General features: G+C 65.3%; 23 protein-coding genes and 1 pseudogene. 19 read left to right on the forward strand and 5 right to left on the reverse strand.

The features are described 5' to 3' along the window. Positions 1-10: 10 nt before the first annotated feature. The 4 genes from A9310_RS23030 to A9310_RS23045 all read right to left on the reverse strand — a co-directional run bounded on the left by A9310_RS23030 (position 11) and on the right by A9310_RS23045 (position 3,761). The gene (locus tag A9310_RS23030) at positions 11-1,183 is read right to left on the reverse strand and encodes an acyl-CoA dehydrogenase family protein (protein WP_065632543.1); all 1,173 of its coding nucleotides are present in this window, start codon (positions 1,181-1,183) and stop codon (positions 11-13) included. Positions 1,184-1,261: 78 nt separating this feature from the next. Next, the gene (locus A9310_RS23035) at positions 1,262-2,044 is read right to left on the reverse strand and encodes an aldolase/citrate lyase family protein (RefSeq protein ID WP_065632544.1); all 783 of its coding nucleotides are present in this window, start codon (positions 2,042-2,044) and stop codon (positions 1,262-1,264) included. Beyond that, positions 2,041-2,868 (reverse strand): 2-oxo-hept-4-ene-1,7-dioate hydratase, encoded by an 828-nt coding sequence (gene hpaH, locus A9310_RS23040; RefSeq protein ID WP_065632545.1) that lies wholly within the window; start codon positions 2,866-2,868, stop codon positions 2,041-2,043. Before hpaH ends, A9310_RS23035 begins: the two co-directional genes overlap by 4 nt. Then, positions 2,865-3,761: an alpha/beta fold hydrolase gene (locus A9310_RS23045; RefSeq protein WP_065632546.1), complete on the reverse strand. Its 897-nt coding sequence runs from the start codon at positions 3,759-3,761 to the stop codon at positions 2,865-2,867. Before A9310_RS23045 ends, hpaH begins: the two co-directional genes overlap by 4 nt. Before the next feature lie 255 nt (positions 3,762-4,016). On the opposite strand from A9310_RS23045, the gene A9310_RS23050 reads away from it, so the two are divergent. The 16 genes and pseudogenes from A9310_RS23050 to A9310_RS23125 all read left to right on the forward strand — a co-directional run. Further along, positions 4,017-4,316, forward strand: a complete 300-nt coding sequence (locus A9310_RS23050) for a hypothetical protein (RefSeq protein ID WP_065632547.1) — start codon at positions 4,017-4,019, stop codon at positions 4,314-4,316. A 23-nt stretch (positions 4,317-4,339) separates the two neighbouring features. Beyond that, positions 4,340-5,461, forward strand: coding sequence for a thiolase family protein (locus A9310_RS23055; protein WP_065632611.1), 1,122 nt, complete (start codon positions 4,340-4,342; stop codon positions 5,459-5,461). Then, on the forward strand, positions 5,458-5,919 hold the full coding sequence (locus A9310_RS23060; protein WP_065632548.1) for a Zn-ribbon domain-containing OB-fold protein: 462 nt from the start codon (positions 5,458-5,460) through the stop codon (positions 5,917-5,919). Before A9310_RS23055 ends, A9310_RS23060 begins: the two co-directional genes overlap by 4 nt. Next, on the forward strand, positions 5,906-7,204 hold the full coding sequence (locus tag A9310_RS23065) for a Rieske 2Fe-2S domain-containing protein (protein ID WP_065632549.1): 1,299 nt from the start codon (positions 5,906-5,908) through the stop codon (positions 7,202-7,204). Before A9310_RS23060 ends, A9310_RS23065 begins: the two co-directional genes overlap by 14 nt. After that, the gene (locus A9310_RS23070; protein ID WP_065632550.1) at positions 7,201-7,716 is read left to right on the forward strand and encodes an aromatic-ring-hydroxylating dioxygenase subunit beta; all 516 of its coding nucleotides are present in this window, start codon (positions 7,201-7,203) and stop codon (positions 7,714-7,716) included. Before A9310_RS23065 ends, A9310_RS23070 begins: the two co-directional genes overlap by 4 nt. A 76-nt stretch (positions 7,717-7,792) precedes the next feature. Then, positions 7,793-9,361 (forward strand): class I adenylate-forming enzyme family protein, encoded by a 1,569-nt coding sequence (locus tag A9310_RS23075; RefSeq protein ID WP_065632551.1) that lies wholly within the window; start codon positions 7,793-7,795, stop codon positions 9,359-9,361. Beyond that, entirely contained in the window at positions 9,358-10,953 is a 1,596-nt protein-coding gene (locus A9310_RS23080; RefSeq protein WP_065632552.1) for a class I adenylate-forming enzyme family protein, read from the forward strand. The genes A9310_RS23075 and A9310_RS23080 overlap by 4 nt, the downstream gene beginning before the upstream one ends. Beyond that, positions 10,943-11,728 (forward strand): enoyl-CoA hydratase/isomerase family protein, encoded by a 786-nt coding sequence (locus tag A9310_RS23085; protein ID WP_065632553.1) that lies wholly within the window; start codon positions 10,943-10,945, stop codon positions 11,726-11,728. The genes A9310_RS23080 and A9310_RS23085 overlap by 11 nt, the downstream gene beginning before the upstream one ends. A 28-nt stretch (positions 11,729-11,756) precedes the next feature. Further along, a complete protein-coding gene (locus A9310_RS23090; protein ID WP_065632554.1) occupies positions 11,757-13,250 on the forward strand; it encodes an aldehyde dehydrogenase in 1,494 nt (497 codons plus the stop codon). A 30-nt stretch (positions 13,251-13,280) separates the two neighbouring features. Then, a complete protein-coding gene (locus tag A9310_RS23095) occupies positions 13,281-14,480 on the forward strand; it encodes a thiolase family protein (protein ID WP_065632555.1) in 1,200 nt (399 codons plus the stop codon). A gap of 29 nt (positions 14,481-14,509) precedes the next feature. Further along, positions 14,510-15,094 carry a flavin reductase family protein gene (locus A9310_RS23100; RefSeq protein WP_065632556.1) on the forward strand — a complete coding sequence of 195 codons (585 nt, stop codon included), beginning with the start codon at positions 14,510-14,512 and terminating at the stop codon, positions 15,092-15,094. Positions 15,095-15,180: 86 nt separating this feature from the next. Beyond that, on the forward strand, positions 15,181-16,296 hold the full coding sequence (locus A9310_RS23105) for an acyl-CoA dehydrogenase family protein (protein ID WP_065632612.1): 1,116 nt from the start codon (positions 15,181-15,183) through the stop codon (positions 16,294-16,296). A gap of 26 nt (positions 16,297-16,322) precedes the next feature. Next, positions 16,323-17,255: an LLM class F420-dependent oxidoreductase gene (locus A9310_RS23110; protein ID WP_065632557.1), complete on the forward strand. Its 933-nt coding sequence runs from the start codon at positions 16,323-16,325 to the stop codon at positions 17,253-17,255. Between the two features lie 12 nt (positions 17,256-17,267). Next, positions 17,268-17,843 carry a PaaI family thioesterase gene (locus tag A9310_RS23115; protein ID WP_065632558.1) on the forward strand — a complete coding sequence of 192 codons (576 nt, stop codon included), beginning with the start codon at positions 17,268-17,270 and terminating at the stop codon, positions 17,841-17,843. Between the two features lie 34 nt (positions 17,844-17,877). Further along, positions 17,878-18,624: an SDR family NAD(P)-dependent oxidoreductase gene (locus A9310_RS23120; protein ID WP_065632559.1), complete on the forward strand. Its 747-nt coding sequence runs from the start codon at positions 17,878-17,880 to the stop codon at positions 18,622-18,624. Between the two features lie 199 nt (positions 18,625-18,823). After that, positions 18,824-19,483 (forward strand): annotated as a pseudogene (locus tag A9310_RS23125) (SDR family oxidoreductase); the annotation flags it as partial. Positions 19,484-19,597: 114 nt separating this feature from the next. Here A9310_RS23125 and A9310_RS23130 read toward each other — a convergent pair. After that, a complete protein-coding gene (locus A9310_RS23130) occupies positions 19,598-20,377 on the reverse strand; it encodes an enoyl-CoA hydratase (protein WP_065632560.1) in 780 nt (259 codons plus the stop codon). A 143-nt stretch (positions 20,378-20,520) separates the two neighbouring features. On the opposite strand from A9310_RS23130, the gene A9310_RS23135 reads away from it, so the two are divergent. From A9310_RS23135 to A9310_RS23145, 3 genes are all read left to right on the forward strand, one after another. After that, complete coding sequence (locus A9310_RS23135; RefSeq protein ID WP_065632561.1) at positions 20,521-21,423, forward strand: alpha/beta fold hydrolase; 903 nt, start codon at positions 20,521-20,523, stop codon at positions 21,421-21,423. 231 nt (positions 21,424-21,654) lie between these two features. Beyond that, a complete protein-coding gene (locus A9310_RS23140; RefSeq protein WP_065632562.1) occupies positions 21,655-22,116 on the forward strand; it encodes a limonene-1,2-epoxide hydrolase family protein in 462 nt (153 codons plus the stop codon). Continuing rightward, the gene (locus tag A9310_RS23145; RefSeq protein ID WP_065632563.1) at positions 22,113-23,186 is read left to right on the forward strand and encodes a ResA-like WAxxUGC motif-containing protein; all 1,074 of its coding nucleotides are present in this window, start codon (positions 22,113-22,115) and stop codon (positions 23,184-23,186) included. Before A9310_RS23140 ends, A9310_RS23145 begins: the two co-directional genes overlap by 4 nt. Positions 23,187-23,209: the final 23 nt, after the last annotated feature.

Here is a 23,209-nt window from a genome sequence, read left to right on the forward strand (position 1 = left end):
TACTCCTTGCTCAGCGCGGGAGTCCGAGGACCCGGTCGCCGACGATGTTTCGCTGGATCTCGGACGTCCCGCCGCCGATGGATTGCGAGAACGCGTACAGATAGTTGCCCACCCAGCCGTTCTCGTCCCAGCGGGAGGTGCTGCGCAGGGCGTCGGTTCCGATGATGTCCAACGCCAGTTCCGCGACCTGCTTGGCCAGGTCGGCGTAGAACAGCTTCAGCATCGACCCCTTGGGGCCGGGCGTATCCGTCTGCATGCTGCGGCAGATGCCGACGTAGGTCATGGCTCGCAGTGAGGTCACCGCGGCGCGCGCTCGCGCCAGTCGTCGTGCGATCTCGTCGTCGGCGATCGCCGGACGGCGTCCGTCGGGACCGACATGATCGCGGGCGAACTCGATGAGGTCTTCCACGACCTTGGCCAGACGGACCTGATTGGCCGTGAACGCTGTCCCGCGTTCGAACGAGAGCGTGGACATCGCGACGCTCCATCCGTCGTTCATCTCACCGACGACGTTCGAGAGCGGAATTCGTACGTTGTCGTAGAAGACCTCACAGAACTCGGCGCCGCCCTCGATCGTCTCGATGGGGCGGACCTCGATGCCCGGACTGGTCATGTCGCAGATGACCCAGGTGATGCCCTGGTGCTTGGAGCCGGTGTTGTCGGTTCGCACCAGAAGTTCCTGGTAGTCGGCAATCGTCGCGAAGCTTGTCCAGATCTTCTGTCCGTTCACGACGAGGTCATCCCCGTCGATCACCGCCCGGGCGCGGAGGGCGGCGAGATCCGAACCTGCTTCGGGTTCGGAGAAGCCCTGACACCAGATCGATTCACCACACAGAATCCGCCGGAGATGAGAACTCTTCTGCGCGTCGTTGGCGCGGGTGATGAGGGTGGGCCCCGCGTGCGACAGTCCGACGAAGTTGGCATCGATGCCCGGGAATCCCCGCGCGGCGTACTCCTCATACCAGATGAGCTGCTGCAACAGTGTCAGTCCGCCGCCGCCGTACTCCTTCGGCCAAGCGATACCGGCCCAGCCGCCCTCCCACTGGGTCCGCTGCCACGCAGTGTCGTATTCACGAATACCCTCGGCATCCCGGGGCCGGGGCTCGGAGGGTTTGTTCTCGTCGAGCCACGTACGCACCTCGTCTCGGAACTCCAACTGTTCGGTGCTGAAGTCCAAATCCATGTGGGGACCTTTCCTCGTCGTGCGAGACGGGACTCGCAGTGACACTATTGTCAGATCTTGGGAACGCAGAGTCAAGTGTCATGCGGAGTGGGGCGGTGCCGCGTACTGCTTGGCGAGGGCTTCACTGCCGCGGGCGAGGATCGTCACATCCGCGCCGACCAACACGAAAGACGCGCCGGCCGACATGTACCGACGTGCCACCTCCGGGTTGAAGGCGTTGACTCCGGCGGCCTTTCCTGCGGCCTTGATCTGCGATAAGGCTTCCTCGATCGTCGCCACGACCTCGGGGTGCTCGGGCTTGCCCAGGTAGCCGAGCGACGCGGCGAGATCGGCGGGCCCGATGAACACGGCGTCGACACCATCGACGGCGACGATCTCGTCCAGCTGGTCGAGTGCGCCGGCGGTCTCGACCTGCACGGTGAGCGACACTGCGGCGTCTGCGGTGATGAGATAGTCAGAAATGCGATTCCAGCGGGAGGCGCGGGCCAGTGCGCTTCCCACCCCGCGGATGCCCTCGGGCGGATAGCGGGTCGCGGCGACCAGGGCGCGGGCCTCGTCGGCGGTCTCGACCATCGGGACGATCAGATTGGTGGCCCCGATGTCGAGGAGTTGTTTGATCACGCTCGGGTCGCCGGTCGCCGGACGTACCAGCACCTCGACGGGGTAGGCGGCGACCGCCTGCAGTTGTGCAAGCGTGGAGCGGACGTCGTTCGGCACGTGCTCCAGGTCGAGCATCAGCCAGTCGAGTCCCGCGCCGGCGCAGATCTCCGCGCTGTAGGGATTCCCCGACGCGATCCACATCCCGATCCGGGGATGCTCGCCGTGCAACTGCCGGATCCAGGGGTTGCGTTCGCCGGTCATTCGGGAGCCTCCGGGGCGAAGTGGATGGACACCGTTCCGAGCGGTCCGTAGTCGGCCACGAACGTGTCGCCGGGTTCGGCGAAGACCGGCGCGGTGAACGACCCCGCGAGGATCACCTCGCCCGCGCTCAGTGCGACTCCGTGGGGGGCGAGACGATTGGCCAGCCACGCGACACCGTTTGCCGGATGGCCGAGCACCGATGCGGCGACCCCGGAGTCCTCGATCGAGCCGTTCCGTAGGAGAAGAGCCGAAACCCAGCGCAGGTCGACGTCCATGGGCGTCACCACGCGTCCGCCCAGGACGACCCCGGCATCTGCGGCGTTGTCGCTGATGGTGTCGACGATGGTCCGGCGGTGGCCGGACTCCGGGTCCGTCATCTGCACACGCGCGTCGAGGATCTCCAGCGCCGGGGTCACGTACTCCGCTGCCCGGAGAACGTCATAGAGGGTGATCCCGGGCCCGGAGAGGGATTCGCCGAGGATGAACGCCAGTTCGACTTCGATGCGCGGCCGGATGAATCGACGGGCCGGCACGATGCCACCGTCGTCGAAGAACATGTCGTCGAGCAATACGCCGTAGTCAGGTTCGGTGATGGACACCGCGCGCTGCATGACCTTGGACGTGAGGCCGATCTTGCGGCCGCGCGACACCGCGCCGTCGGCGACCTTCAGCCGGATCAGCTCGCGCTGCACCGCGTAGGAGTCCTCGATGGTCATCTCCGGATGCTCGAGGGAGATCTGCCGGATGGGGACCCGTGTCCTCTCCGCCTCGTAGAGGCGGCGTGCCAGGTCGGCGACGTCGGTGTCGCCCAGAGTCGTCGTCATCGGCGAAGGAACTCCACTGCGGTCGGGTTGAACGCGGCCGGGTCCTCGAAGTGCGGCCAGTGCCGGACCGCGGGCATCTCGAACACCTCGGCACGCGGGATCAGATCGGCGACGATGTGAGCAGTGCTCTGGTACTCGCCCTCGTCCTTGCCGGAGGCCACGACGAGCGTGGGCGCGGCGATCGTGGCCCATTTCTCCTCGGGGATGAGATTGCGGTCGCGCGTTTCGGCATCCTGCAGGATCAGCAGGTGATCGATCGTGGTGCGGGTGTCCTCGCGGCGGTAGATCGCCTGCCGCAGTGCGATCAGGTCGGGGAGTCGGTTGGCCTCATCGGCGATGAGGTGTGCGAACACCTTGTGGAGTGATTCCCAGCTGGGATTGTTGACGGCCTCGGTGCGCTCGGCGCGGATGCGTGCCATGTTCGACGCGGTCGCGATCAGGCCGGCGGGCGACATCAGGATGACCTTGTCGACGCGGTCGGGATGTTCGGTTGCGACCGCGGCCGACACCCACGCGCCCAGGGACATGCCGATGAAGTGCGCCGACGCCATGTTGAAGTGCGTCATCACCCCGAGGACCTGTTCGACATAGACCGCGATCTCGTAGTCGTAATCGGGCTTCTCGGAAAAGCCGTTGCCGACCATGTCGATCGCCACGCAGTGGAAATGTTCCGACAGCGGTCCGAGATTGGGCGCGAAGGTCTCCCAGTGGCCGCCGGTGCCGTGCAGCAGGATGGCGTGCGGTTTGTCCGGGGAACCGGCCTCGGCGTATCGGGTCCGTATCCCGCCGATGTCGACGAAACCCTGACGGAACTCCAGTTCGCGGAGGTAGGTCCAGATGCTCCGGTACTCGCCGGTGTCGGCCGCAGGGGTGGAAATCGTTGTCTCGGTCATGCTCGGGCCTCCATTGTGATCGGGTGAGGTTTCCACTATGTCCACATTAGATGGATGTGCCTGTGGTGTCTTGAACTGGGCCGACATGGAACTCAGAGCGGTTTGGTCTTCGATCCATGGGATTGTTTCTGACACCGGTATACGATATGACTATGAGGCGGGATGACCGCAAGGGCAAGTGGGTTCTGTCGAGTTGGCAGCAACTCTTCGAGAATTCAGCGGAGCAAGGTTGGGCGAGACGGGTCGTCGATGACTATGACCACACATGAACGTGCAGAATCCGGTGGCGACGAGCGCCGCGTGCGGCGTCGCGAACTCGCATCCCTGATCAACGAGTTCGCGGCGGTACGCCTGTCGCTGGATTCGACCGGCAACGGAGACCGGTTGCTCGTCGAAGACCTCGAGAGCGACGACCACATCTTCTTGTCGCCCTTGGAGCTCGTGAGCCTGTGTCTGGCGACGCCCGACGATCGCGAGGATTGGCTGCGCGTCGGAAATTACCGGGACGAGCGTCGTGACCGTTCACTGGGGCCACGGCCGGAACGGTCGTCGTGAGCGCGTCGATCGTGGGCCTGGGGATGACCCCGATGTCTTTGCGCCCGGGGGACAGTCCGCTCGAGCTGGCGTGTCAGGCGAGCCGGAATGCGTTGGCAGACGCGGGGATCGAGATCACCGACATCGACGGATTGCTCGTCGGTTCGTCGCAGGGTGTACGCCCGGACCGACTCGGGGTCGGATTCGCGTCCTCGGGTGGTTTCTCCGGCCTCCGCCTGCTCGAGCATGTGGAGATCAAGGGGGCCACCACGATCGCGATGATCCAGCGTGCCCAGTTCGCTGTGGAGAGCGGCAGCGCGCGAGTGGTGATGTGCGTCTTCGCCGACGCGCCGCTCGTCGCCGGAAAGGCCGCCGGCTCGACCTATGCACACAGCGGCGGCCACTCCGGTTCTCGGGGACTGGAGCGCGCCGGCGGCGTCCTCGGGTCCGTTCCGACCTACGCCCTTCTCACACAGCGGTGGTTGCACGTCAACGCGGGTACACCGGAAGATCTCTGTGCGGTGGCGACCACAGCGCGTGCGTGGGCGGTGGACAACCCGGATGCGGTGGTCCGCGCCCCCCTCGATGCCCAGGGTTACTTCGACAGCCCGATGATCTCCGAGCCGCTGCGGCGCCTCGATTGCGCACGCCCGGTCAATGGCGCGGTCGCGGTCATCGTCAGCGCAGACCCGGCGGTCGGACACGCTGTGCGGGTGAACATCCGCGGAACCGGGCGCGACCATCCGATCCGGCATCGGCGGGCCGGGGCCGAGTCTTGGTTCGGCGGGGGCAGGCGCTGTGTCGACGATGCACTGAACGCCGCCGGCATGACGCGCGACGATGTGGACACCGTCCAGCTCTACGATCCGTTCTCGGTCGTCACGTTGATTCTGCTGGAAGAGTACGCGCTCACCCGTGGAGCCCCGGCGGGACAGTTCGTCCGCGAAGGCCACACCGGGCGCGGAGGGAACCTGCCGACGAACACCGGCGGAGGGCAGTTGTCCGGGTTCTATCTCCAGGGGATGACCCCGCTGGCCGAGGCACTCGTTCAGCTCCGCGGCGACGGCGACGCGCGCCAGGTACCCGATGCGACAACAGCACTCGTCGGCGGGATCGGTGGTCGACTGGATCACCACGCCGCGCTGGTCCTGGAACGTGCAGCATGACCGTCGTCGATGACTGGCTGCTCGATGACAGCCTTGCGCCGGCGGTGGCGGGTGACCCGTTGGAACCCCTCTACGCCGGGGCCGCGCGCGGCGTCCTGGTGCTCCCGTTCTGTGCTCGGTGCGCGATCCCACTCGATCTCGAACAACACGTCTGCGACCGTTGCGGATCCGGCCGGATCGACTGGGCCGAAACAGTTCCGACCGGGGTCGTGCACTCGTCGACCACCATGCACCGCCTCGAACCGGGATTGGTTGCAACGACCGGTCCCTATCCGATCGTCGACATCGAACTCACGGGCGGACATCGCCTCATCATGACAACGGTCGACTGGCAGGCCGATTCGCCGCAGATCGGTGACGTGGTCGACATCGGCTTCAGAAACTTGGCCGGAGTAGCGATCCCGGCCGCGCAGCCCAGGAACACCACCGATACGGAGGCCCCAGATGACAACCGCTGAGTCGAAACACGGCACGGCCGACGACTTCGACGTGTCGAAGATCGTCCAGGACGATCGCGTACACGGTTCTGTCTACACGTCACCGGAGATCTTCCAGCGCGAGATGGACACCATCTTCCGGACCGGATGGGTCTATGTTGCCCATGACAGTGAGGTCAGTGAGCCCGGTGACTACCTGACCCGCCGGATCGGCAGCGAGCCGGTCGTCGTCGCGCACGGCAAGGACGGAGAGATCCGGGTGCTGCTCAACCGGTGCTCGCACCGGGCGAACAAGCTGTGCAATGCCGAGAAGGGCAACGCCAACGCCTTTCGGTGCCCCTACCACGGCTGGACCTTCAGCAACACGGGTTCGCTGACCGCGGTTCCGATGAAAGAGGGCTACGGCGAGGCATTCCGCGCGGTCCGGTCCGAGCTCGGGATGGCCGAAGCGCCCAGGGTGGACAGTTACGGCGGGTTCATCTTCGCTTCCCTGGCTGCCGACGGTCCATCGCTCACCGAACATCTCGGGGGTGCCGTCGCCGCCTTCGATCGCCTGCTCAACCTGTCGCCGACCGGGACGATCGACCTGCGCGCCAACTGGATGAAGCATCTGCACCACGCCAACTGGAAGATGGTGGTGGAGAACAACGTCGATGGCTATCACGCATTGTTCACCCACGCATCGGTCTATGACGCTATTCGACCCGCGAAGGTCTCGCACATCCCATCCAAGACCGACGTCGTGGTCCGCGACATCGGTGACGGACATTCCGAGATCGACTACTCGGCGGAGTATCGAAAGCTGGACGAGGAGTTCATCTGGTACGGCCGGATACCCCGGACCAAATTACCGAAGTACGTTGCTGCGCTGGAGAAGAAGTACGGCGAGGAGAAGGCGCACGATTCGTTGGTGGTCGGACCGCCGCACACCCTGATCTGGCCCAACCTGTTCCTCGCCGAGATGAACGTCATGTACGTCGAGCCGATCGGCCCCGACGAGACGATCGCGTACACCACCGCGGCGCTGATCCCGGGACAGGATGAACTCAATCTGCGTACACTCCGCCGGTCCGAGGGCGCCATGGGCCCAGCCGGATTCCTGATCGCCGACGACGGCGAGATCGGWATGCGCAATCAAGCGGGACTGGCGGCCAGGGATCCGGAATGGCTGCGGTTGTCACGTGGCCTGGAAACCGATGTGACCGACGAGACCGGCATCGTCAACAGCGACAAGAGCGCCGAGACACCTCAGCGCGGTTTCTACCGTCAGTGGGCAGATGTCGTGGGACAGGAGATCAACCGATGAGCACACTCGACGAGACCGACGTACTGTCTTCGGCACTGCAGCCGCTGCCGGCGCCGTCCCCGGAGATCGCGAGTTTCCTGTCCCTCGAGGCCAGGCTGGCCGACGAGGCACGCTACTCGGAGTGGGAATTGCTGTGGGACGACGACGCGCTGTACTGGGTGCCGATGCACCCCGACGACGACCCGGCAACCAACCTGGCGTACATCTATGACAACCGTCGCCGGATCAAAAGCCGAGTAGCACAGTTGAACACCGGCAATCGACACTCGCAGACCCCGCCGTCGGTGATGCGGCGTCTGCTGACCAATTCCGAGGTCCTCGACACCACCGACGACACGGTCACGGTGGGATCGAATTTCGCCCTGTTCGAATATCGTCACACCCAGCGTGTGTGGGCTGGGAGGGTCATCCACAAGGTCCGCCGGCACCCCGATGGACTCAAGCTCGCGGGCAAGACTGTCCACTTGATCAGTGCCGGGGGACCAGTCGACACTCTCGCCTTCCTGATCTGACGCCGTCGGATCTCCATTTCCCCATCCCAGTCTCGCGGAGGCTCAGTCCTTCGCGCCGAAGTACCTGTGAGGCAACGTGCTTGTAGGTGACATCTCGAAGAACAACGCGCGCCGATACCCGAACAAGCCCGCGATCGTCGAATCAGGGCGGACCCATACCTGGGCCGAGGTGGACGAGCGGGCCCGCCGGCTGGCCAATCACATGTTGGCCGCCGGGCTCCGCAAGGGCGATCGGGTGATCGTCATCGCGCGCAACTGTATCGAGTGGCCGGAGATCACCTTCGCGTTCGCGAAGGCGGGCCTGGTCACCGTCCCGGTGAACATCCGGCTCGCACCGGACGAACTGGCGCACGTGCGTGACGATTCCGGTGCCACCGCGGCGGTGGTCCACACCGATCAGGTCGACCGCTTCGGTTCCGAGTTGAGCGACCTGGCGGTGGTCCTCGAGATCGGTGGCGACACGGTGGGGAACGAGTACGAGGCGGCGCTGGGGGCGGCCGCCGCCCACGATCCGACACCGAAGTCGTTGCGCCCGGACGACATCCAGTTCATCTTGTACACGAGCGGCACCACCGGCCGGTCGAAGGGCGTCATCAACACGCATCGTGGCATGCTCGCGCAGGCCGTCGACACCACACTGGTGACCGAGGCCAACCGCAGCGACATCTTCCTGGCGACGACACCCTTCTTCACCGCCGGCGGGATGGTGCGCACCCTGACGTGGACGTATCTGGGGCAGACCATGATCATCCACAAGCGATTCGATCCCGAGGCGGTCATCGACGAGATCGAGCGCAGTGGCGTCACGTTCACCACGTTCATCCCCACCATGCTGCAGCGCACTCTGCGAATACTGGAAGAGGGTGCGGCCCGCGACATGTCGAGCCTGCGCCGCATCAGCTACGGCTCGGCACCGGTGCCGCCCGGGCTCGCGAAAAGGGCGATGGATCTGCTCGGATGTGACCTGCAGCAGCGCTACGGCCTGACCGAATGCGGCGGCCAGGCGACGATCCTCACCCCCCAGGACCATCGCGACATGGTGGCGGGCAAGACGAGCATCCTGACGTCGTGCGGCCAGGAGACCCCGATGTGCTCGATCCGGATCGTCGACGCGGACGGCAATGAGCTACCGACCGGTGAGGTCGGCGAGATCGTGATCGTGAGCGAGGCCAATGCCGTCGGCTATTGGAATCGCTCGGATCAGACCAGGCAGACGTTCCGCCGCACCGGGTTGTGGTCGGGCGACCTCGGGTACCTCGACGCCGAGCGTTACCTGCACGTCACCGGCCGCAAGACCGACATGATCATCTCGGGCGGATTCAACGTCTACCCGGCCGAGATCGAACGGGTGATCGGTCACCACCCGGCGGTGGACATGGTCGCCGTGGTGGGAGTCTCCGATCCGGAGTGGGGCGAGACGCCGGTTGCGGTCGTGGTTCCGAAGGGGACGATCGACGAGGATGCCCTCAGGACCGAACTGACCGCGCTGTGCCGCGCCGAACTGGCGGGTTACAAACAGCCGCGACGTTTCGAGTTCTGGTCCGAACTCCCCCTCGGGCCCGCAGGCAAGATCCTCAAGCGCGAGGTCGCCGGTTCCCTGGTGGCGTCGCAGGATACGGTCTCGACGTCGCAGGGGCCGGTGTGACCACTCCGCAGCGCACACCGGTCGTCGGTGTCGCGGGGGCTGCCAACTACTGGGATCTCCTGATCGAACGTGCTCGCCTGAGTCCGAACCGTGAGTTCGCAACTGACGAGCACGGCCGCCGGGTCACCTTCTCAGCCCTCGTGGACCTCGCCGAGTCCACCGCGGCCGCGCTCCACGAGCAGGGTGTCCAGGCAGGCGACGTGGTGTCGTGGCAACTGCCGACCAGCATCGAGGCGATGGCGCTGTCGTTGGCCCTGGCGCGGATCGGCGCGGTGCAGAATCCCATCATCCCGATGTTGCGGGAGAGTGAGGTCGCATTCATCACCGAGCAGGTCGGCGCCTCACTTCTCATCGTGCCCGACAACTTCCGCGGGTTCGATCACGCCGCGATGGCGTCCGCGATCGCCGGTCGAAACGAGCGGCTTCGGATCCTGGTCGTGACAGACGAATGGATCAGCGGGGACGCCACGCAACTGCCGACCCGAACAGACCGTGACGATGACGCGGTGAGCTGGATCTTCTACACGTCCGGAACGACCGCCGCGCCCAAGGGAGTCAAGCACTCGGACTCCGGATTGATCTCCGCGGCAAAGACATTCGTCACGAATGTCCAGGTCACGGCCGATGAGCGTTGTGCGGCGTACATCCCGATCACCCATGTCGGCGGCATCGCCCACGTCCTGAGCAGTCTGTTGGTCGGGCACACTCTCATCACGGCGTCGGCATTCGTCCCCGAGCACAATGCGGATCAGTTGATAGCCGAGCGCGCGACGCTCATCGGTTCGGGCCTGCCCTTCACCACGGAGTATCTGCGCATCGCGCACGAACGCGGTACCGCGCCGCTGTTCCCGAACGCGCGGGCAACTCTGGGAGGCGGCTCGGGCCGGCCGGTCGACCTCAGCCGGGCCGCGGCGGAACATCTGGGGGGCGTCGGCATCATCTCCGGCTACGGGATGACCGAATGCCCGTACCTCACCTGGGGGAGCCCCGACGACACCGCCGACGAACACGCGCGTTTCGAGGGCACGCCGGGCTCGGGCGGCCGGGTACGGATCGTCGGGCCGGACGGATCGGGGTTGCCGACCGGTGAGGTCGGGGAGATACGAGTACTCGGGCCACAACTCTTCAAGGGTTATGTGGATTCGGCGCTGGACGCGTCCGCGCTCGACGAGCAGGGGTACTTCCGCACGGGGGATCTCGGATTCCTGAACGCGGCGGGCCGTCTCGCGGTGACGGGACGGATCAAAGACATCATCATCCGCAAGATGGAGAACATCTCCGCACGCGAGGTCGAGGAGGCCCTGATCGACCATCCTGCGATCGCCGACCTCTCGGTGATCGGTATGCCCGATGAGGAAACGGGCGAGCGTGTGTGTGCCGTCGTGGTCCCGTCCGACTCGAGCGCACCACCCGACCTCGGATCGCTGCACGAGTACCTGGCGACGACCACCCTGAACAAACGCAGATACCCGGAACAGATCGAAGTGATCGCTCAGATCCCACGCAATTCCCTCGGCAAGATCAACAAGTCGCAGCTACGTGAGGAACTCCTCGCGTCCCCGGTGCAGAACGGTGTCCACCATGACGTCTGAGAACAGCTATAGCACCGTGGAATTCGAGATCGACGACCATGTCGCGACGATCACGCTCAATCGTCCGGACCGGCTCAACTGCTTCAACGAGGTGATGACCGGCGAGATCGCCGAGATCTGGGGGCGTGTCCGCGATGACGACGACATCCATGTCGCGGTGCTACAGGCAAACGGCGACCGGGCCTTCTGTACCGGCGTCGACGTCGGCGAAGGCCCGTGGTGGACTCATGTCAACCGGTTCAACCAGGAGGATCCCGGCGTGCTGCTGGGGCCCAAGCACCACCGGGTGTGGAAGCCGGTGGTCTGCGCCCTGCACGGGATGGTTGCCGGTGGAGCGATGTATCTCGTCAATCAGTCCGACATCGTCATCTGCAGCGAGGACACCAACTTCTTCGATCCCCATGCCAATGCCGGGATCGTGTCCGCGCTGGAGCCGATGGGCATGCTGTCCCGCGGTGTTCCGCTGGGCGACGTCTTGCGCTGGGCCCTGGTCGGAAGCGACGAGCGGATCACCGCCCAGACCGCGCTGCGGACCGGACTCGTCAGTGAGATCACCACACGCGACTCCCTCCGCGAACGCGCGCAACAGCTGGCATCCGAAATTGCCGGCCGGCGACCGGAAGCCATCCAGGGAACGGTTCGGGCGATCTGGGAGTCCCTTGACATGACCCCGACCACCGCGCTTCGCACCGGCCTGTCGTACACGCAGATCGGCAACCCGGGATCGGGACGCAGCGACTCACGGAAGAACAGGCGTGAGCCCCGATTCCGCTGACACCCGACAGGTTCGTTTAGGAGTGCAAGTGACCACTGACCAACTCACCGAACAGATCGCGACCGTTCCATTGCTCATCGGAGGCGAGGAGGTCACGGCCGAGTCCGGCAAGACTTACGAGAGCATCGACCCGTTCACCGGCCGGCCCTGGATTCGGGTGCCCGACGCCGGAGCCGTCGACATCGACCGTGCGGTGCAGGCCGCTCGTGATGCGCTGTCGGGCCCGTGGGGCGAGCTGACCGCCACAGCTCGTGGCAAGCTGCTCTGGCGACTCGCCGAGCTCATCACCCGCGACGCCGACGAACTGGCCGAGCTGGAGGTGCGCGACGGCGGTAAGCTCCTGCGCGAGATGTCCGGGCAGATGCGCGGACTCCCCGAGTACTTCTACTACTACGCGGGTATGGCGGACAAGCTCGAAGGCAGCGTCATCCCCACCGACAAGCCGAACTTCCTCGTGTACACCACCCATGAGCCGGTCGGTGTGGTCGGGGCGATCACGCCGTGGAACTCCCCGCTGCTGTTGCTGGCGTGGAAGCTGGCGGCGGGACTGGCCGCGGGGTGCACGTTCGTGATCAAGCCCAGCGACCACACCCCCGCGTCCACGCTGGCGTTCGCGAAGCTGTTCGCGGAAGCCGGTTTCCCGCCCGGCGTCGTCAACGTCGTCACCGGTTGGGGTCCCGAGACCGGGGCCGCGCTGGCTTCCCATCCCGGTGTGGACAAGATAGCGTTCACCGGTTCCACCGGTACCGGGATCCGCGTCGGTCAGGCCGCCGTGGCGAACATGACCCGGTTCACCCTGGAGCTCGGTGGGAAGTCGGCTCAGGTCGTGTTTCCCGACGCGGATCTCGACGCCGCGTCCAACGGGGTGATCTCGGGCATCTTCGCCGCGACCGGACAGACCTGCCTGGCCGGGTCGCGGTTGCTGGTGCACGAGAGCGTCGCCGACGACCTGATCGCAAAGGTCGTCGCACGCGCCTCGACCATCATCCTGGGCGACCCGAAGGATCCCCGGACCGAGATGGGCCCGGTCTCCAACGAGCCGCAGTACCAAAAAGTGCTGTCGCACTTCGCTGCTGCACGCGAAGAGGGCGCCACCATCGCCTACGGCGGGGTGCCGGCCGGGGAACTGGGTGGCTATTTCGTGAAGCCGACGGTCCTGACCGGCGTCACCGCGGACATGCGAGCCGTCTCCGAGGAGATCTTCGGACCGGTCCTGACGGTGTCGACATTCGCCGACGAGGCCGAGGCGATCGCGTCGGCCAACTCCACGGAATTCGGTCTGGCCGGCTCGGTCTGGACCAAAGACGTGCACCGCGCCCATCGGGTGGCGGCCAAACTGCGAGCGGGCACGATCTGGATCAACGCGTATCGCACGGTCGCTCCGCACGTACCGTTCGGCGGAGTCGGCGCGAGCGGTATCGGCCGTGAGAACGGTATCGACGCCGTCGCGGACTTCACCGAGACCAAGGCCGTCTGGGTAGAACTCAGCGGCGCCACTCGCGACCCCTTCACGCTCGGCTGAGGCCGCGCACACCGAACGAAAGATTCAGCCATGTCAACAATCGAAGCCGTCATCGTCGCCGGAGCACGCACGCCCGTCGGCACGTCGTTCAAAGGGACCCTGCGTGACACCACGGCGATGGAACTCGCCGAGGTGGTTGTCGCAGAGGTCCAGAAACGATCAGGCCTGGCCCCCACGCAGATCGACGACATCATCCTCGCCGAATCGAACTACGGCGGAGGTGATGTCGCGCGGCACGCGGCAGTGGTCACCGGAATGACCCGGGTCCCCGGGCAGGCCGTCAACCGGCACTGCGCGGGAAGCCTGACCGCGGTGGGAAACGCCGCAGCACAGGTCATCTCCGGTGCAGAGCGGGCGATCATCGCAGGGGGCACCCAGTCCATCTCCACCAGTCCGATGCAGTCCTTCCGGACCCCCGGCACCGTGGACGAGTTCACCCAGAAATGGATGCCGCCGACCCACCCGGACAGCGCCGAGGCGCCGAACATGGACATGTCGATCACGGTCGGCTGGAACACCGCCGCCGAACTCGACCTGACCCGTGAGGAGATGGATGCGTGGGCGTTGCGGTCGCATGAGCGTGCCATCGCGGCGATCGATTCGGGCGCTTTCGTCGACGAGATCGTTCCGGTGTCGGCACGGCAGCAGGACGGGACGTTCGTCGAGTTCGCCACGGACGAGCATCCCCGTCGTGACACCACCGCAGAGCGGCTGGCCGGTCTCAAACCACTTCACCCCGAGATCGAGGGCTTCTCCATCACCGCGGGGAACTCGAGCGGGATCAACGACGCCGCAGCCGCTGTCCTGGTGGTCGGCTCCGACCTCGCGGCCGACGAGGGCCTGGAGGTGCTGGCCTCGGTGAAGGCCTGGGCGGCAACGGGTATCGATCCGGCCCACACCGGTCTCGCCGTGCTCGACGTCATCCCGAAGGTCTTGGACCGCGCCGGAATCGGCGTGGCGGACGTCGCGCTGTGGGAGATCAACGAGGCATTCGCGGCCGTCCCCGTCGCGGCGTGCAAGAAGCTCGGTATCAGCGCCGACATCGTCAACGTTCTGGGCAGCGGGTGTTCCATCGGTCATCCGGTGGCGGCGTCGGGTGCGCGGATGATTCTCTCGCTCATCAACGAACTGCGCCGTCGCGGAGGCGGTTACGGCGTCGCCGCGATGTGCGCGGGTGGTGGTCAGGCCGGTGCGGTCGTCATCGACGTCCCGGCGCCGGCGAACAGGTAGTCCTTCCCCGAATCGAACAAAGGAAAGTCATGACCGTAGACACCGATGCTGCGAACAAAGTTCTCAGCGGACTCCGGCCGTTCCCAGTCGCCATCACCACCATCGATGGGGGCTTCGCCAACGGCCTGATGTCGCTGTCAGCCGGCGCCGCCAGTATCATCCCGGATGCTCCGCGGGCGACCGTGAGTCTGACCAAGTACAACATGACGCATGACATGCTGCTGAGTTCCGGCGTTTTTGCGATGCATATGCTCAGCGCCGGTGACGACGAAGTCGATGCTTCGATAGAGATCCTGATGACCCTGGGCGGAAGCTCGGGTCGGGACGGCGACAAGATCGGCAAACTCCGGACCAAAGAAGGTGTCACGGGCGCACCGATCCTCCTCGATGCCCACAGCTACGTCGAATGCCGGGTGATCGGCTCGCTCGACGTGCAGGAGAGCACCATCTTCGTCGGCGACGTGGTCGCCTCCGAGGTGTTCAGCGAGGCGCAGCGGATCAAGATCGGTGAGGCGTGGGGCAAGCTTCCTGCAGAATGGATTGAGCAGTACGACGCCAACCACGTGCCTCAACTGCAAAGCGCCAAGGACCACCGTTTCGGTCAGAAGGTCTGAGGCCATCCGTGACTGTGGAAATCGAAACCGAGACCGGGGCCGGAGGTCCGCCGCTCGGATCCTGGGAACTGCCCGACGAGTTGCGGATGCTTCGTGAGACGGTTCGCCGGTTCATGCAGCGCGAGGTTCATCCTCTCGAGGCAACGCTTCCCCATGACACCGCCGGGCTTTCGCGAGATCAGCTGATCCCGCTGCAGGACAAAGCTCGTCGTCTGGGGCTGTGGGCTCTGCAGACTCCAGAGATGTATGGCGGCGCCGGCCTCAGCGTGCTCGGTCAGGTGGTGGTGGCCGAGGAGGCGTCCAAATGCCGTATGGGAGCGTTCTTCCCAGCGCTCGGCGCCTTCGGCGGCAATCCTCCCAATATCATGTTCAAGGCGTCGCCCGAGCAGTTCCAGAGATTCGCACAGCCGATCCTCGACGGCCGGATGACCAAGGCCTACACCGCCATCAGCGAGGCGTCAGGTGGGTCCGACCCGGCCCGCGCGATCACCCTTCGAGCGGTCCGCGACGGTGATGAGTACGTTCTCGACGGCAGCAAGATGTGGACCTCCCATGCCGAGGGGGCGGACTGGGGAGTGGTGTACGCACGGACCGGCGAAGGCCGTGCCGGGATCTCGTGTTTTATCGTGGAGAGGGGCACCCCTGGGCTGACGTTCAACCGGATAGGGGTGATGGCGTCGTTCGCGCCTTACGAACTCCACTTCGACAACGTGCGGGTGCCCGCGGCGAATCGCATCGGTGCCGAGGGTGGTGGGTTCGCACTCGCCAGCGACTTCCTCGTCTACAGCCGAATCCTGTACGCCGCCGGCCCGATCGGAATCGCGCAGGAAGCACTGAACTCGGCGTGTCGGTGGGCCAAGGGCCGAGAGGTCTTCGGTGGCAGGTTGTCCGACAAGCAGGGAGTCGCCTGGATGCTCGTCGACGCCGAGGTGGAACTGCGTGCTGCCCGGTTGCTGATGTATCAGGCGGCGTGGAATGCCGATCTGGGCCGAGACGTCAAGGTCGACGCCTCCATCGCCAAGATGTACGGCACGGAGGCGGCCTACAAGGTCATCGACACCTGCATCCAGGTTCATGGTGCGCTCGGGCTCTCCGATGAGTTGCCACTCGAGCGGTGGTTTCGTGACCTGCGAGTGAAGCGTCTCGGGGAAGGCGCCACCGAGGTCCAGCGCTTGGTGGTCGCACGGGAACTCTTCAGATGAAGGTGTGACATGGCGGAGGGTGTGAGATGGCGTTGAAGTTCAACCTGATGTTCCCCATGCGGGCGGTAAAACACTATCGCGAGTGGATCGGAGACGGCAGCCTCGGAGAGGTGGCCAAGTGCTGCGAGGAGGCCGGATTCGACGGCTTCTCGATGAGCGAGCACCCCTACCCCGACCGTGAGTGGCTGGCTCGAGGTGGTCATCACGCGTTCGACCCGTTCGTGTCGTTGGCGGTGGCCGCCGAGGCGACCAGCCGTATCCGTCTGCTCACCTACGCGATGGTCGTCGGATATCGCAGCCCGTATCTCGGCGCCAAAGCCGTTGCCAGTCTGGACCTTTTATCGGGCGGGCGGGTCACACTGGGACTCGGTGCCGGTTACCTCGAGACCGAGTTCGACGCGCTCCGGGCCGACTTCAGCGGCCGGGGCAAGCTCTTCGACGAGGCCATCGATGCCATGCGGGCGACCTGGCGTGGTGAGGAGCACGAGGGTCCGGCGTACGGCGCGGCGGGACACATCGCCCTGCCACTACCACAAACCGACGGTGGTCCGCCGATCTGGATCGGGGGAAACAGCCGCGCCGCTCGGCGACGGGTGATCGACAAGGCCGACGGCTGGATGCCGATCGCACAGCAGGCGTCGACGGCCGCGATCACGAGGACGCCACCCCTGGAGGACATCGGGGCCCTTCGCACGCAGATCGGCGAACTGAACAGGTTCCGAGCATCAGCAGGAAAACCCGACGTCGATGTCTCGTTCGTGCCTTTCGAGAAAGAAGTGCTGCGCAGGGACGGAGCCGCAGCTTTCGTAGCCGCCGTCGGGCCCGAACTGGCCGCGTACGAAGATGCCGGCGTCACGTGGATCACCATCGAACCGACCAGCCGCAGTTTCACCGATTTCCAGACCGACCTCAGCGTGCTGAGCGAAGGGCTCGTGCAGCGGCACGCGTTCCCGGCGTAAGGAGTCCGAATCATGACCCACGTACAGGCCCACGACATCGACGCATTCGTGGGCATGATCGAAGCCTTTCGAGACCTACAGGCGACTTTGTGTCTGGTGGCCCCACCGCACGAGGCGGCAGCGGAGATGACCGCGGCGATCGAGGATCTGACCGATCGGCTCCGGCACTTCGAGGTGGCCGAAGGGCAGCGCACGGCCAGAGAACTGGGCATGCAGGGCCTCGGGCACCCGATCCTCGTGCCCTATGAGTCGACCGACACCTCCGACGACTCCATGCTCGGTTCGGTGACGTTCGGTTTCGCCCACATGGGCAGCACCGACACGGTCCACGGCGGAGTGATCACCCTCCTGTTCGACGATGTCCTGGGAATGTTCGTGAGTCGCAAGGGACAGCCGGACTCGCGTACCGCGTTCCTCAAAGTCGATTATCGCAGCGCCACCCCCGTCTGCCGTGAACTCCGGGTGACCGCGACCATCGACAGCATCGAGGGGCGCAAGACCTTCGTGCGCGGCGCGCTGCTCGACGGGGACGTAGTGTGCGCCGAGGCACGAGCACTGTTCGTCCGGTTGCCATCCGGTCGGTCGTGACCGGTGCCGGCGAAGTCGAGCGAGGAGATAACTGATGACATTGGAGAATTCCGGTGCCCTGGTCACCGGAGCGGGGTCCGGTCTGGGACGCGCGATCGCACTTCGCCTCGCGAAAGACGGTGCGAACGTGGTGGTCTCGGACATCAGTGACGAAGGTGGTGCCACGACCGTGGACAGCATCCGCGCGGCCGGGGGGAAGGCGACGTTCATCCAGGCGGATGTCTCCGATGCCGACAGCGTCGAGGCGTTGATCTCGCGATCCGTCGAATACCTCGGGGGACTCGATCTCGCGGTGAACAATGCGGGGATAGCGCACACTCCCGGTGATCTGCACGAGTTGTCGATCGCCGAGTGGGATTCGGTGATGGGCGTCGACCTCCGAGGCACGTTCCTGTGCATGCGTGGCGAACTCGCTCACATGGTCGGCGCCGGGCACGGCAAGATCGTCAACATGGCATCGAACGCGGGCGCCAAGAATGCTCCTGGTATGGCTGCCTACACCGCCGCCAAGCACGGCGTCGTCGGACTCACCAAGAACGCCGCGCTGCAGTACGCGCGTCGGAACATCCAGGTGAACGCGGTCGGTCCCGGCACGATCCTGACCGAAGGGATCATCGCCTTCGGCGCCGACCAGCAGGAGAAGTGGGCCGATCTCATTCCGGTGGGTCGCATGGGCAAGCCCGAAGAGGTTGCGGCGGCGGTCGCCTATCTCTTGTCGGACGAGGCGGGGTTCGTCACCGGACACACCCTGCTGATCGACGGCGGACTGATGTGGGATTGACGTGCCCACGAGGAGGCCGCTCGGCGGGCGCGGGATCAGGCGCTCGTGAAGCCGTTGCGTACCAGAGCGAACGCCTCCGCCAGTAGTCGGTCCGGTCGGGCCTCATCAGATTCGGCCCACACGGTCAGCGGTCCAGCCGGCACCGAAGAGGCTCTGGGTCAACAGCTTGGGTGAACAGGTCGTCCTCACCGCGGTCTGAGAGAAACTCGACCGTCGAATCGTGCCCGTCAAGGCCGACGTGCGCAACCGCGCTCAACTGAAGTCGGCGCTCGACGAGGGACTGGCTTCGCTCGGCCATCTCGACATCGTGGTCGCCAACGCCGGAATACTGCCGATGGCCATGGGTGACCCGCACGCGTCAGATTTCGTCGATGCCGTCGACGTCGACCTCGTCGGTGTGATGAACACTGTCGCGGTGTCGATGCCGCACCTGGGCTCGTATGCATCGGTCGTGATCACCGGATCGACGGCGGCGATGTTGCCGAACACGACGGACAATCCGGCGATGGGGCCCGGCTCGGCCGGGTACGGGTGGTCCAAGAAGACCCTGGTCGGTTATTCCGAGCAGCTCGCACTGCACTTGGCCTCGGAGTTCATCCGCGTGAACGTCATCCATCCGACCAACGTCGACACTCATCTGTTGCACAACGATGGTCTGTATTCGGTGTTCCGCCCGGATCTGGAACATCCGACGCGCGAAGAGGTCGAGCCCGCCTTCGCGACGTTCCAGGCAATGCCCATCCCGTATGTGGACACCGTGGACATCTCCAATGCCGTGCTCTTCTTCGCGTCCGACGAATCCCGTTATGTCACAGGCCAGCAACTGCGTGGCGATGCCGGGTCGCTCCTGAAGTTCCCGGGGGCCCCACCAGCATGTAGTCCTTGTCGGGCAACGGGACAGAGAGTCCGACAACCAGGTCGTGTGACCGACGGTACTGCACGACAGCCCACGCGGGCGCTGACCCGAGAGTCGTCAGCGCCCGTCGTGTGCTGTCTGCGAACGGCCGTGCTCGAGGACTGATGCCGTCGACTGGGCGACGGCGGCCACCTCGGCGGTCCAGGCCCGGTTGGTCTCGGCCTCCCGGGTGAGGGCCTCGACGATCCCGTCGTCGGACAGCCCGTCGTAGAGCGACCAGATCTGTTGCAGTGTGGCCGAATCGGCTGCGGTGAAGGCTTCGGCGACGGCCAGTCCGCGGTCGTGCAATGCGGTCGGCTCGACCACCTGGTTCACCAGTCCCCAGGCCAGGGCGGTGGCGGAATCGAGATACTGCCCGGTGGCACTGAGGTGCCGGGCTCGCCGAACTCCGACGGCTTCGGCAAGACGGCCGGTCAACCCACCGCCGGGGACGATCCCGATGCGAGAGTGGGTGTCGGCGAACCGCGCGGTGGTCGACGCGATGAGAAAGTCGCATGCGAGCGCGAGTTCGAATCCACCCGTGACCGCCGGCCCGTCTACGAGGCCGATGACCGGCGTGGCGCACACGGCGACGCGGTCGATGCAGTTCTCGGTCTTCTCGCTCCCGGAGAAACCCCTGGCGGACAGCTCTTTGAGATCCATGCCGGCGCAGAACGAACCGCCCGCGCCGGTGAGCAGGATGACCGCCACGCCGGGGTCGTCGTCCGCGTCGGCAACAGCGGCCATGAGTTCCCGGTTGAGGTCCTGCGACAGGGCGTTACGTGCTTCGGGACGATTCAGTGTGACGGTGCACGTGGAACCGGAATGTTCGACGAGGACCAGGTCGAGGGCAGCCATGTTTCTCCTGACTCTAGGGCAGTAGGATCGTATCGTGTTCGTGTGCAACAAAATCCATGGTTGTGCGAATCTCGGCTGCGGCTGGCACGATGGTGCTTGATCGATGCGGGCGACGACGGATCGCACCAGATGAAGGGGGTGCCATGGCTACCGACAAGGTCTCGCACGACCGGGTGACACTTCCCGGCGGAGGACTCGAGTTGGCCGCCGACCGGTGGGCCGGTGGTGATTCCCGCGGCGTCGTCGTGCTGTTGCACGGCGGCGGGCAGACTCGGCATTCCTGGCGTACGGCCGGCGAACGACTTGCGATTCTGGGATGGACGACCTACGCCGTGGATCTCCGGGGTCACGGCGACAGCGATTGGGCGCCCGACGGCAATTATGGTCTGTCGGGGCACCTCGATGACCTGATGTCCCTGACATCCGAGATTCGTCGCCGCGAACCCGGACAACCGTTGTCGCTGGTGGGAGCGTCTCTGGGGGGCATTGTCTCGCTGATCGCAGCCGGTGAGAACAGGGGACTCGCGCAGGCGCTGGTCCTGGTCGACGTGGCCGCGAAGATCGAGGAGTCCGGTAGTGCGCGGGTCCGTGACTTCATGCGGAGTGCGCCCGACGGCTTCGACAGCCTGGAGCAGGCATCGGAGGCGATCGCCGCGTACAACCCGCGGCGCCGCCGGTCCGGCAGTCTCGAGGGCCTGAAGAAGAACCTGAGGCTACGAGGGGAGCGGTGGCATTGGCACTGGGACCCTCGCAGTCTCGATGTCGAAGACTCTGCCGACAGTCCCGAGCACCCGAACAGCCAAGTTGTCTATGAGCGTTCGCGAGCCGCCGCCCGAGACGTCACCTGCCCGTTCCTGCTCGTCCGGGGACGGATGTCGGACGTCGTCTCCGACGCGGGAGTCGCAGAGATGCGGGTTCTGATCCCGCATCTCGAGGTGGTCGACGTCCGCGAGGCGGGCCACATGGTCGCAGGAGACGACAATGACGTCTTCTCTGCCGGCCTGGCGGACTTCCTCGACCGTTCGGCTGTCGACGTACGCCCTTGATCCAGGCCGACGGCCTCTACGTTGCTCGCCGAGGGTCGCTTCAAACGACGGTGAGTCTCGATTCTGACATGCTGAATTCCTGATGCAAGCGTTTTGGCGCTCTATTACGGCTCATCAGTGCGGAATCGAGGCCACCGTCGATGACGGTCCGGTTCACACCAGATCATTTCTGACAGTGATATACATGATATGACCGTGATCACATGCAAGCGATGGAGAGAGAGGGACCACATGGGTTCGAAGCAAGAGGCGCCGGTTCGCGAGGTCCTGCGCATCCTCGACCTGGGCGACTTCCGGCCGAATCTGGAACGGGTGACCGCGTTGTTCCGCGAGGATGCCTGGTATCAGGTCGGCGTGCCTGCGCGGCAGGCGATCCAGGGGCGTGATGCCATCGCCGGGGAGCTCGCCCGTCAAGCCGACGACTACAAGGACTGCGTGTGCGAGGTCCTTACGGTCGTGTCGGACGACCGCTACGTCATCACCGAGCGGATCGACCATGTCACGATGCTGCACAACAACGTTCGCGTGCACAACCCGCTGTTGGCGATCTTCGAGATCGATGACGATGGACTCATCGTCAACTGGCGGGAGTATTGGGATGCCCTCTCCTTGTCGCACCGGATCGGCGTCGATCCCGAGCGGATGCAACAACTCATGGGGATCACAGACACGACCGTGGAGGCCGGGCGATGATCCTGACTTCTCTGGACATCGACGCCGACATGTTTATGCAGGGCACCGGCTGGGCGCTCAAGCCCCAGGGCGCCTGCAAAGGTGAAGTGTGTGTGCCCCTGCTCAACTCGAGTGATGGCGACTCGGCCGATGTGGACATCGTTTCCATCGCCGAGCGGCTCGGGATGGGTCTGGTGAAGGACGAACGGGTTGATGTATGGGCACTGGGCCCGGAATCGACGATCACGGGCCGGTCGCTTACGACGGCGGTGGCTCCGGAATTGGAACTGCCGCAACTCAACGGGACCCTCTTTCGACTTGACTCCCTGCTGGGCCAGAAGACCGTCCTGGTGGCGTGGGCATCGTGGTGTGGGTGTCGGGAAGACCTGCGCCTGTGGCGGGAGCTCCGTGACGAACTGCATCCGTCCGGAGTCGAGGTGGTGACGGTTGCCCTCGACACCGGCGGCGCCGAGGCAGCGCGTCCGTGGATCGAGAAGGCCGCTCCGTCACACCCGGCACTGATCGACCGGACCCACATCCTGGGAGCTCGTTTCGGTGTCACCAACGTCCCCAACGCGATGTGGGTCGACGAGCAGGGGGTGATCGTCCGACCGGCTGAGCCGGCCTGGCTCGAGAATCCGCACGAGAGTTCCGAGGTCGCCGCACAATCGCTCGACGAGATGCCTGCGGACCACCGCGCGGTCAGGTCGGAGATCGCCAAGATGAGGATCGATTACGCGCTCTACCCGGCCATGGTCCGTGACTGGGCAGCACACGGTGCCACCAGTCGCTATGTCCTCGATCCCGATCAGGTCATCGAGCGATCACAGCCGCGGTCCGCGAACGAATCGCTGGCCGCTGCCCATTTCGAGCTCGGTGAGTACTTTCACCGGCAGGGCGACCACGGAGCGTCGATCGATCACTGGCGCGCGGCGCACCGTCTGCAACCAACGAACTGGACCTACAAACGACAGGCCTGGAATCTGGAGGAGCCGGATTCGGTGCGGACCGTCGAGGCCTACGGTTCGGGATGGCTCGACGACGTTCGCGCACTGGGTGCCGAGTCGTATTTCCCGCCCCTGCGTCCCTGATCTGGGCGATGACCGCAACCCGG

Source organism: Gordonia sp. UCD-TK1 (assembly GCF_001691435.1).
GTDB lineage: Bacteria > Actinomycetota > Actinomycetes > Mycobacteriales > Mycobacteriaceae > Gordonia > Gordonia hongkongensis.

What these genes read in the sequence shown, in the direction of transcription:
- A9310_RS23030 (WP_065632543.1), bottom strand. Translation starts at nt 1,183, where the DNA reads ATGGATTTGGACTTCAGCACCGAACAGTTGGAGTTCCGAGACGAGGTG.
- A9310_RS23035 (WP_065632544.1), bottom strand. Translation starts at nt 2,044, where the DNA reads ATGACCGGCGAACGCAACCCCTGGATCCGGCAGTTGCACGGCGAGCAT.
- hpaH (WP_065632545.1), bottom strand. Translation starts at nt 2,868, where the DNA reads ATGACGACGACTCTGGGCGACACCGACGTCGCCGACCTGGCACGCCGC.
- A9310_RS23045 (WP_065632546.1), bottom strand. Translation starts at nt 3,761, where the DNA reads ATGACCGAGACAACGATTTCCACCCCTGCGGCCGACACCGGCGAGTAC.
- A9310_RS23050 (WP_065632547.1), top strand. Translation starts at nt 4,017, where the DNA reads ATGACCACACATGAACGTGCAGAATCCGGTGGCGACGAGCGCCGCGTG.
- A9310_RS23055 (WP_065632611.1), top strand. Translation starts at nt 4,340, where the DNA reads ATGACCCCGATGTCTTTGCGCCCGGGGGACAGTCCGCTCGAGCTGGCG.
- A9310_RS23060 (WP_065632548.1), top strand. Translation starts at nt 5,458, where the DNA reads ATGACCGTCGTCGATGACTGGCTGCTCGATGACAGCCTTGCGCCGGCG.
- A9310_RS23070 (WP_065632550.1), top strand. Translation starts at nt 7,201, where the DNA reads ATGAGCACACTCGACGAGACCGACGTACTGTCTTCGGCACTGCAGCCG.
- A9310_RS23085 (WP_065632553.1), top strand. Translation starts at nt 10,943, where the DNA reads ATGACGTCTGAGAACAGCTATAGCACCGTGGAATTCGAGATCGACGAC.
- A9310_RS23095 (WP_065632555.1), top strand. Translation starts at nt 13,281, where the DNA reads ATGTCAACAATCGAAGCCGTCATCGTCGCCGGAGCACGCACGCCCGTC.
- A9310_RS23100 (WP_065632556.1), top strand. Translation starts at nt 14,510, where the DNA reads ATGACCGTAGACACCGATGCTGCGAACAAAGTTCTCAGCGGACTCCGG.
- A9310_RS23105 (WP_065632612.1), top strand. Translation starts at nt 15,181, where the DNA reads ATGCTTCGTGAGACGGTTCGCCGGTTCATGCAGCGCGAGGTTCATCCT.
- A9310_RS23110 (WP_065632557.1), top strand. Translation starts at nt 16,323, where the DNA reads ATGGCGTTGAAGTTCAACCTGATGTTCCCCATGCGGGCGGTAAAACAC.
- A9310_RS23115 (WP_065632558.1), top strand. Translation starts at nt 17,268, where the DNA reads ATGACCCACGTACAGGCCCACGACATCGACGCATTCGTGGGCATGATC.
- A9310_RS23120 (WP_065632559.1), top strand. Translation starts at nt 17,878, where the DNA reads ATGACATTGGAGAATTCCGGTGCCCTGGTCACCGGAGCGGGGTCCGGT.
- A9310_RS23130 (WP_065632560.1), bottom strand. Translation starts at nt 20,377, where the DNA reads ATGGCTGCCCTCGACCTGGTCCTCGTCGAACATTCCGGTTCCACGTGC.
- A9310_RS23135 (WP_065632561.1), top strand. Translation starts at nt 20,521, where the DNA reads ATGGCTACCGACAAGGTCTCGCACGACCGGGTGACACTTCCCGGCGGA.
- A9310_RS23140 (WP_065632562.1), top strand. Translation starts at nt 21,655, where the DNA reads ATGGGTTCGAAGCAAGAGGCGCCGGTTCGCGAGGTCCTGCGCATCCTC.
- A9310_RS23145 (WP_065632563.1), top strand. Translation starts at nt 22,113, where the DNA reads ATGATCCTGACTTCTCTGGACATCGACGCCGACATGTTTATGCAGGGC.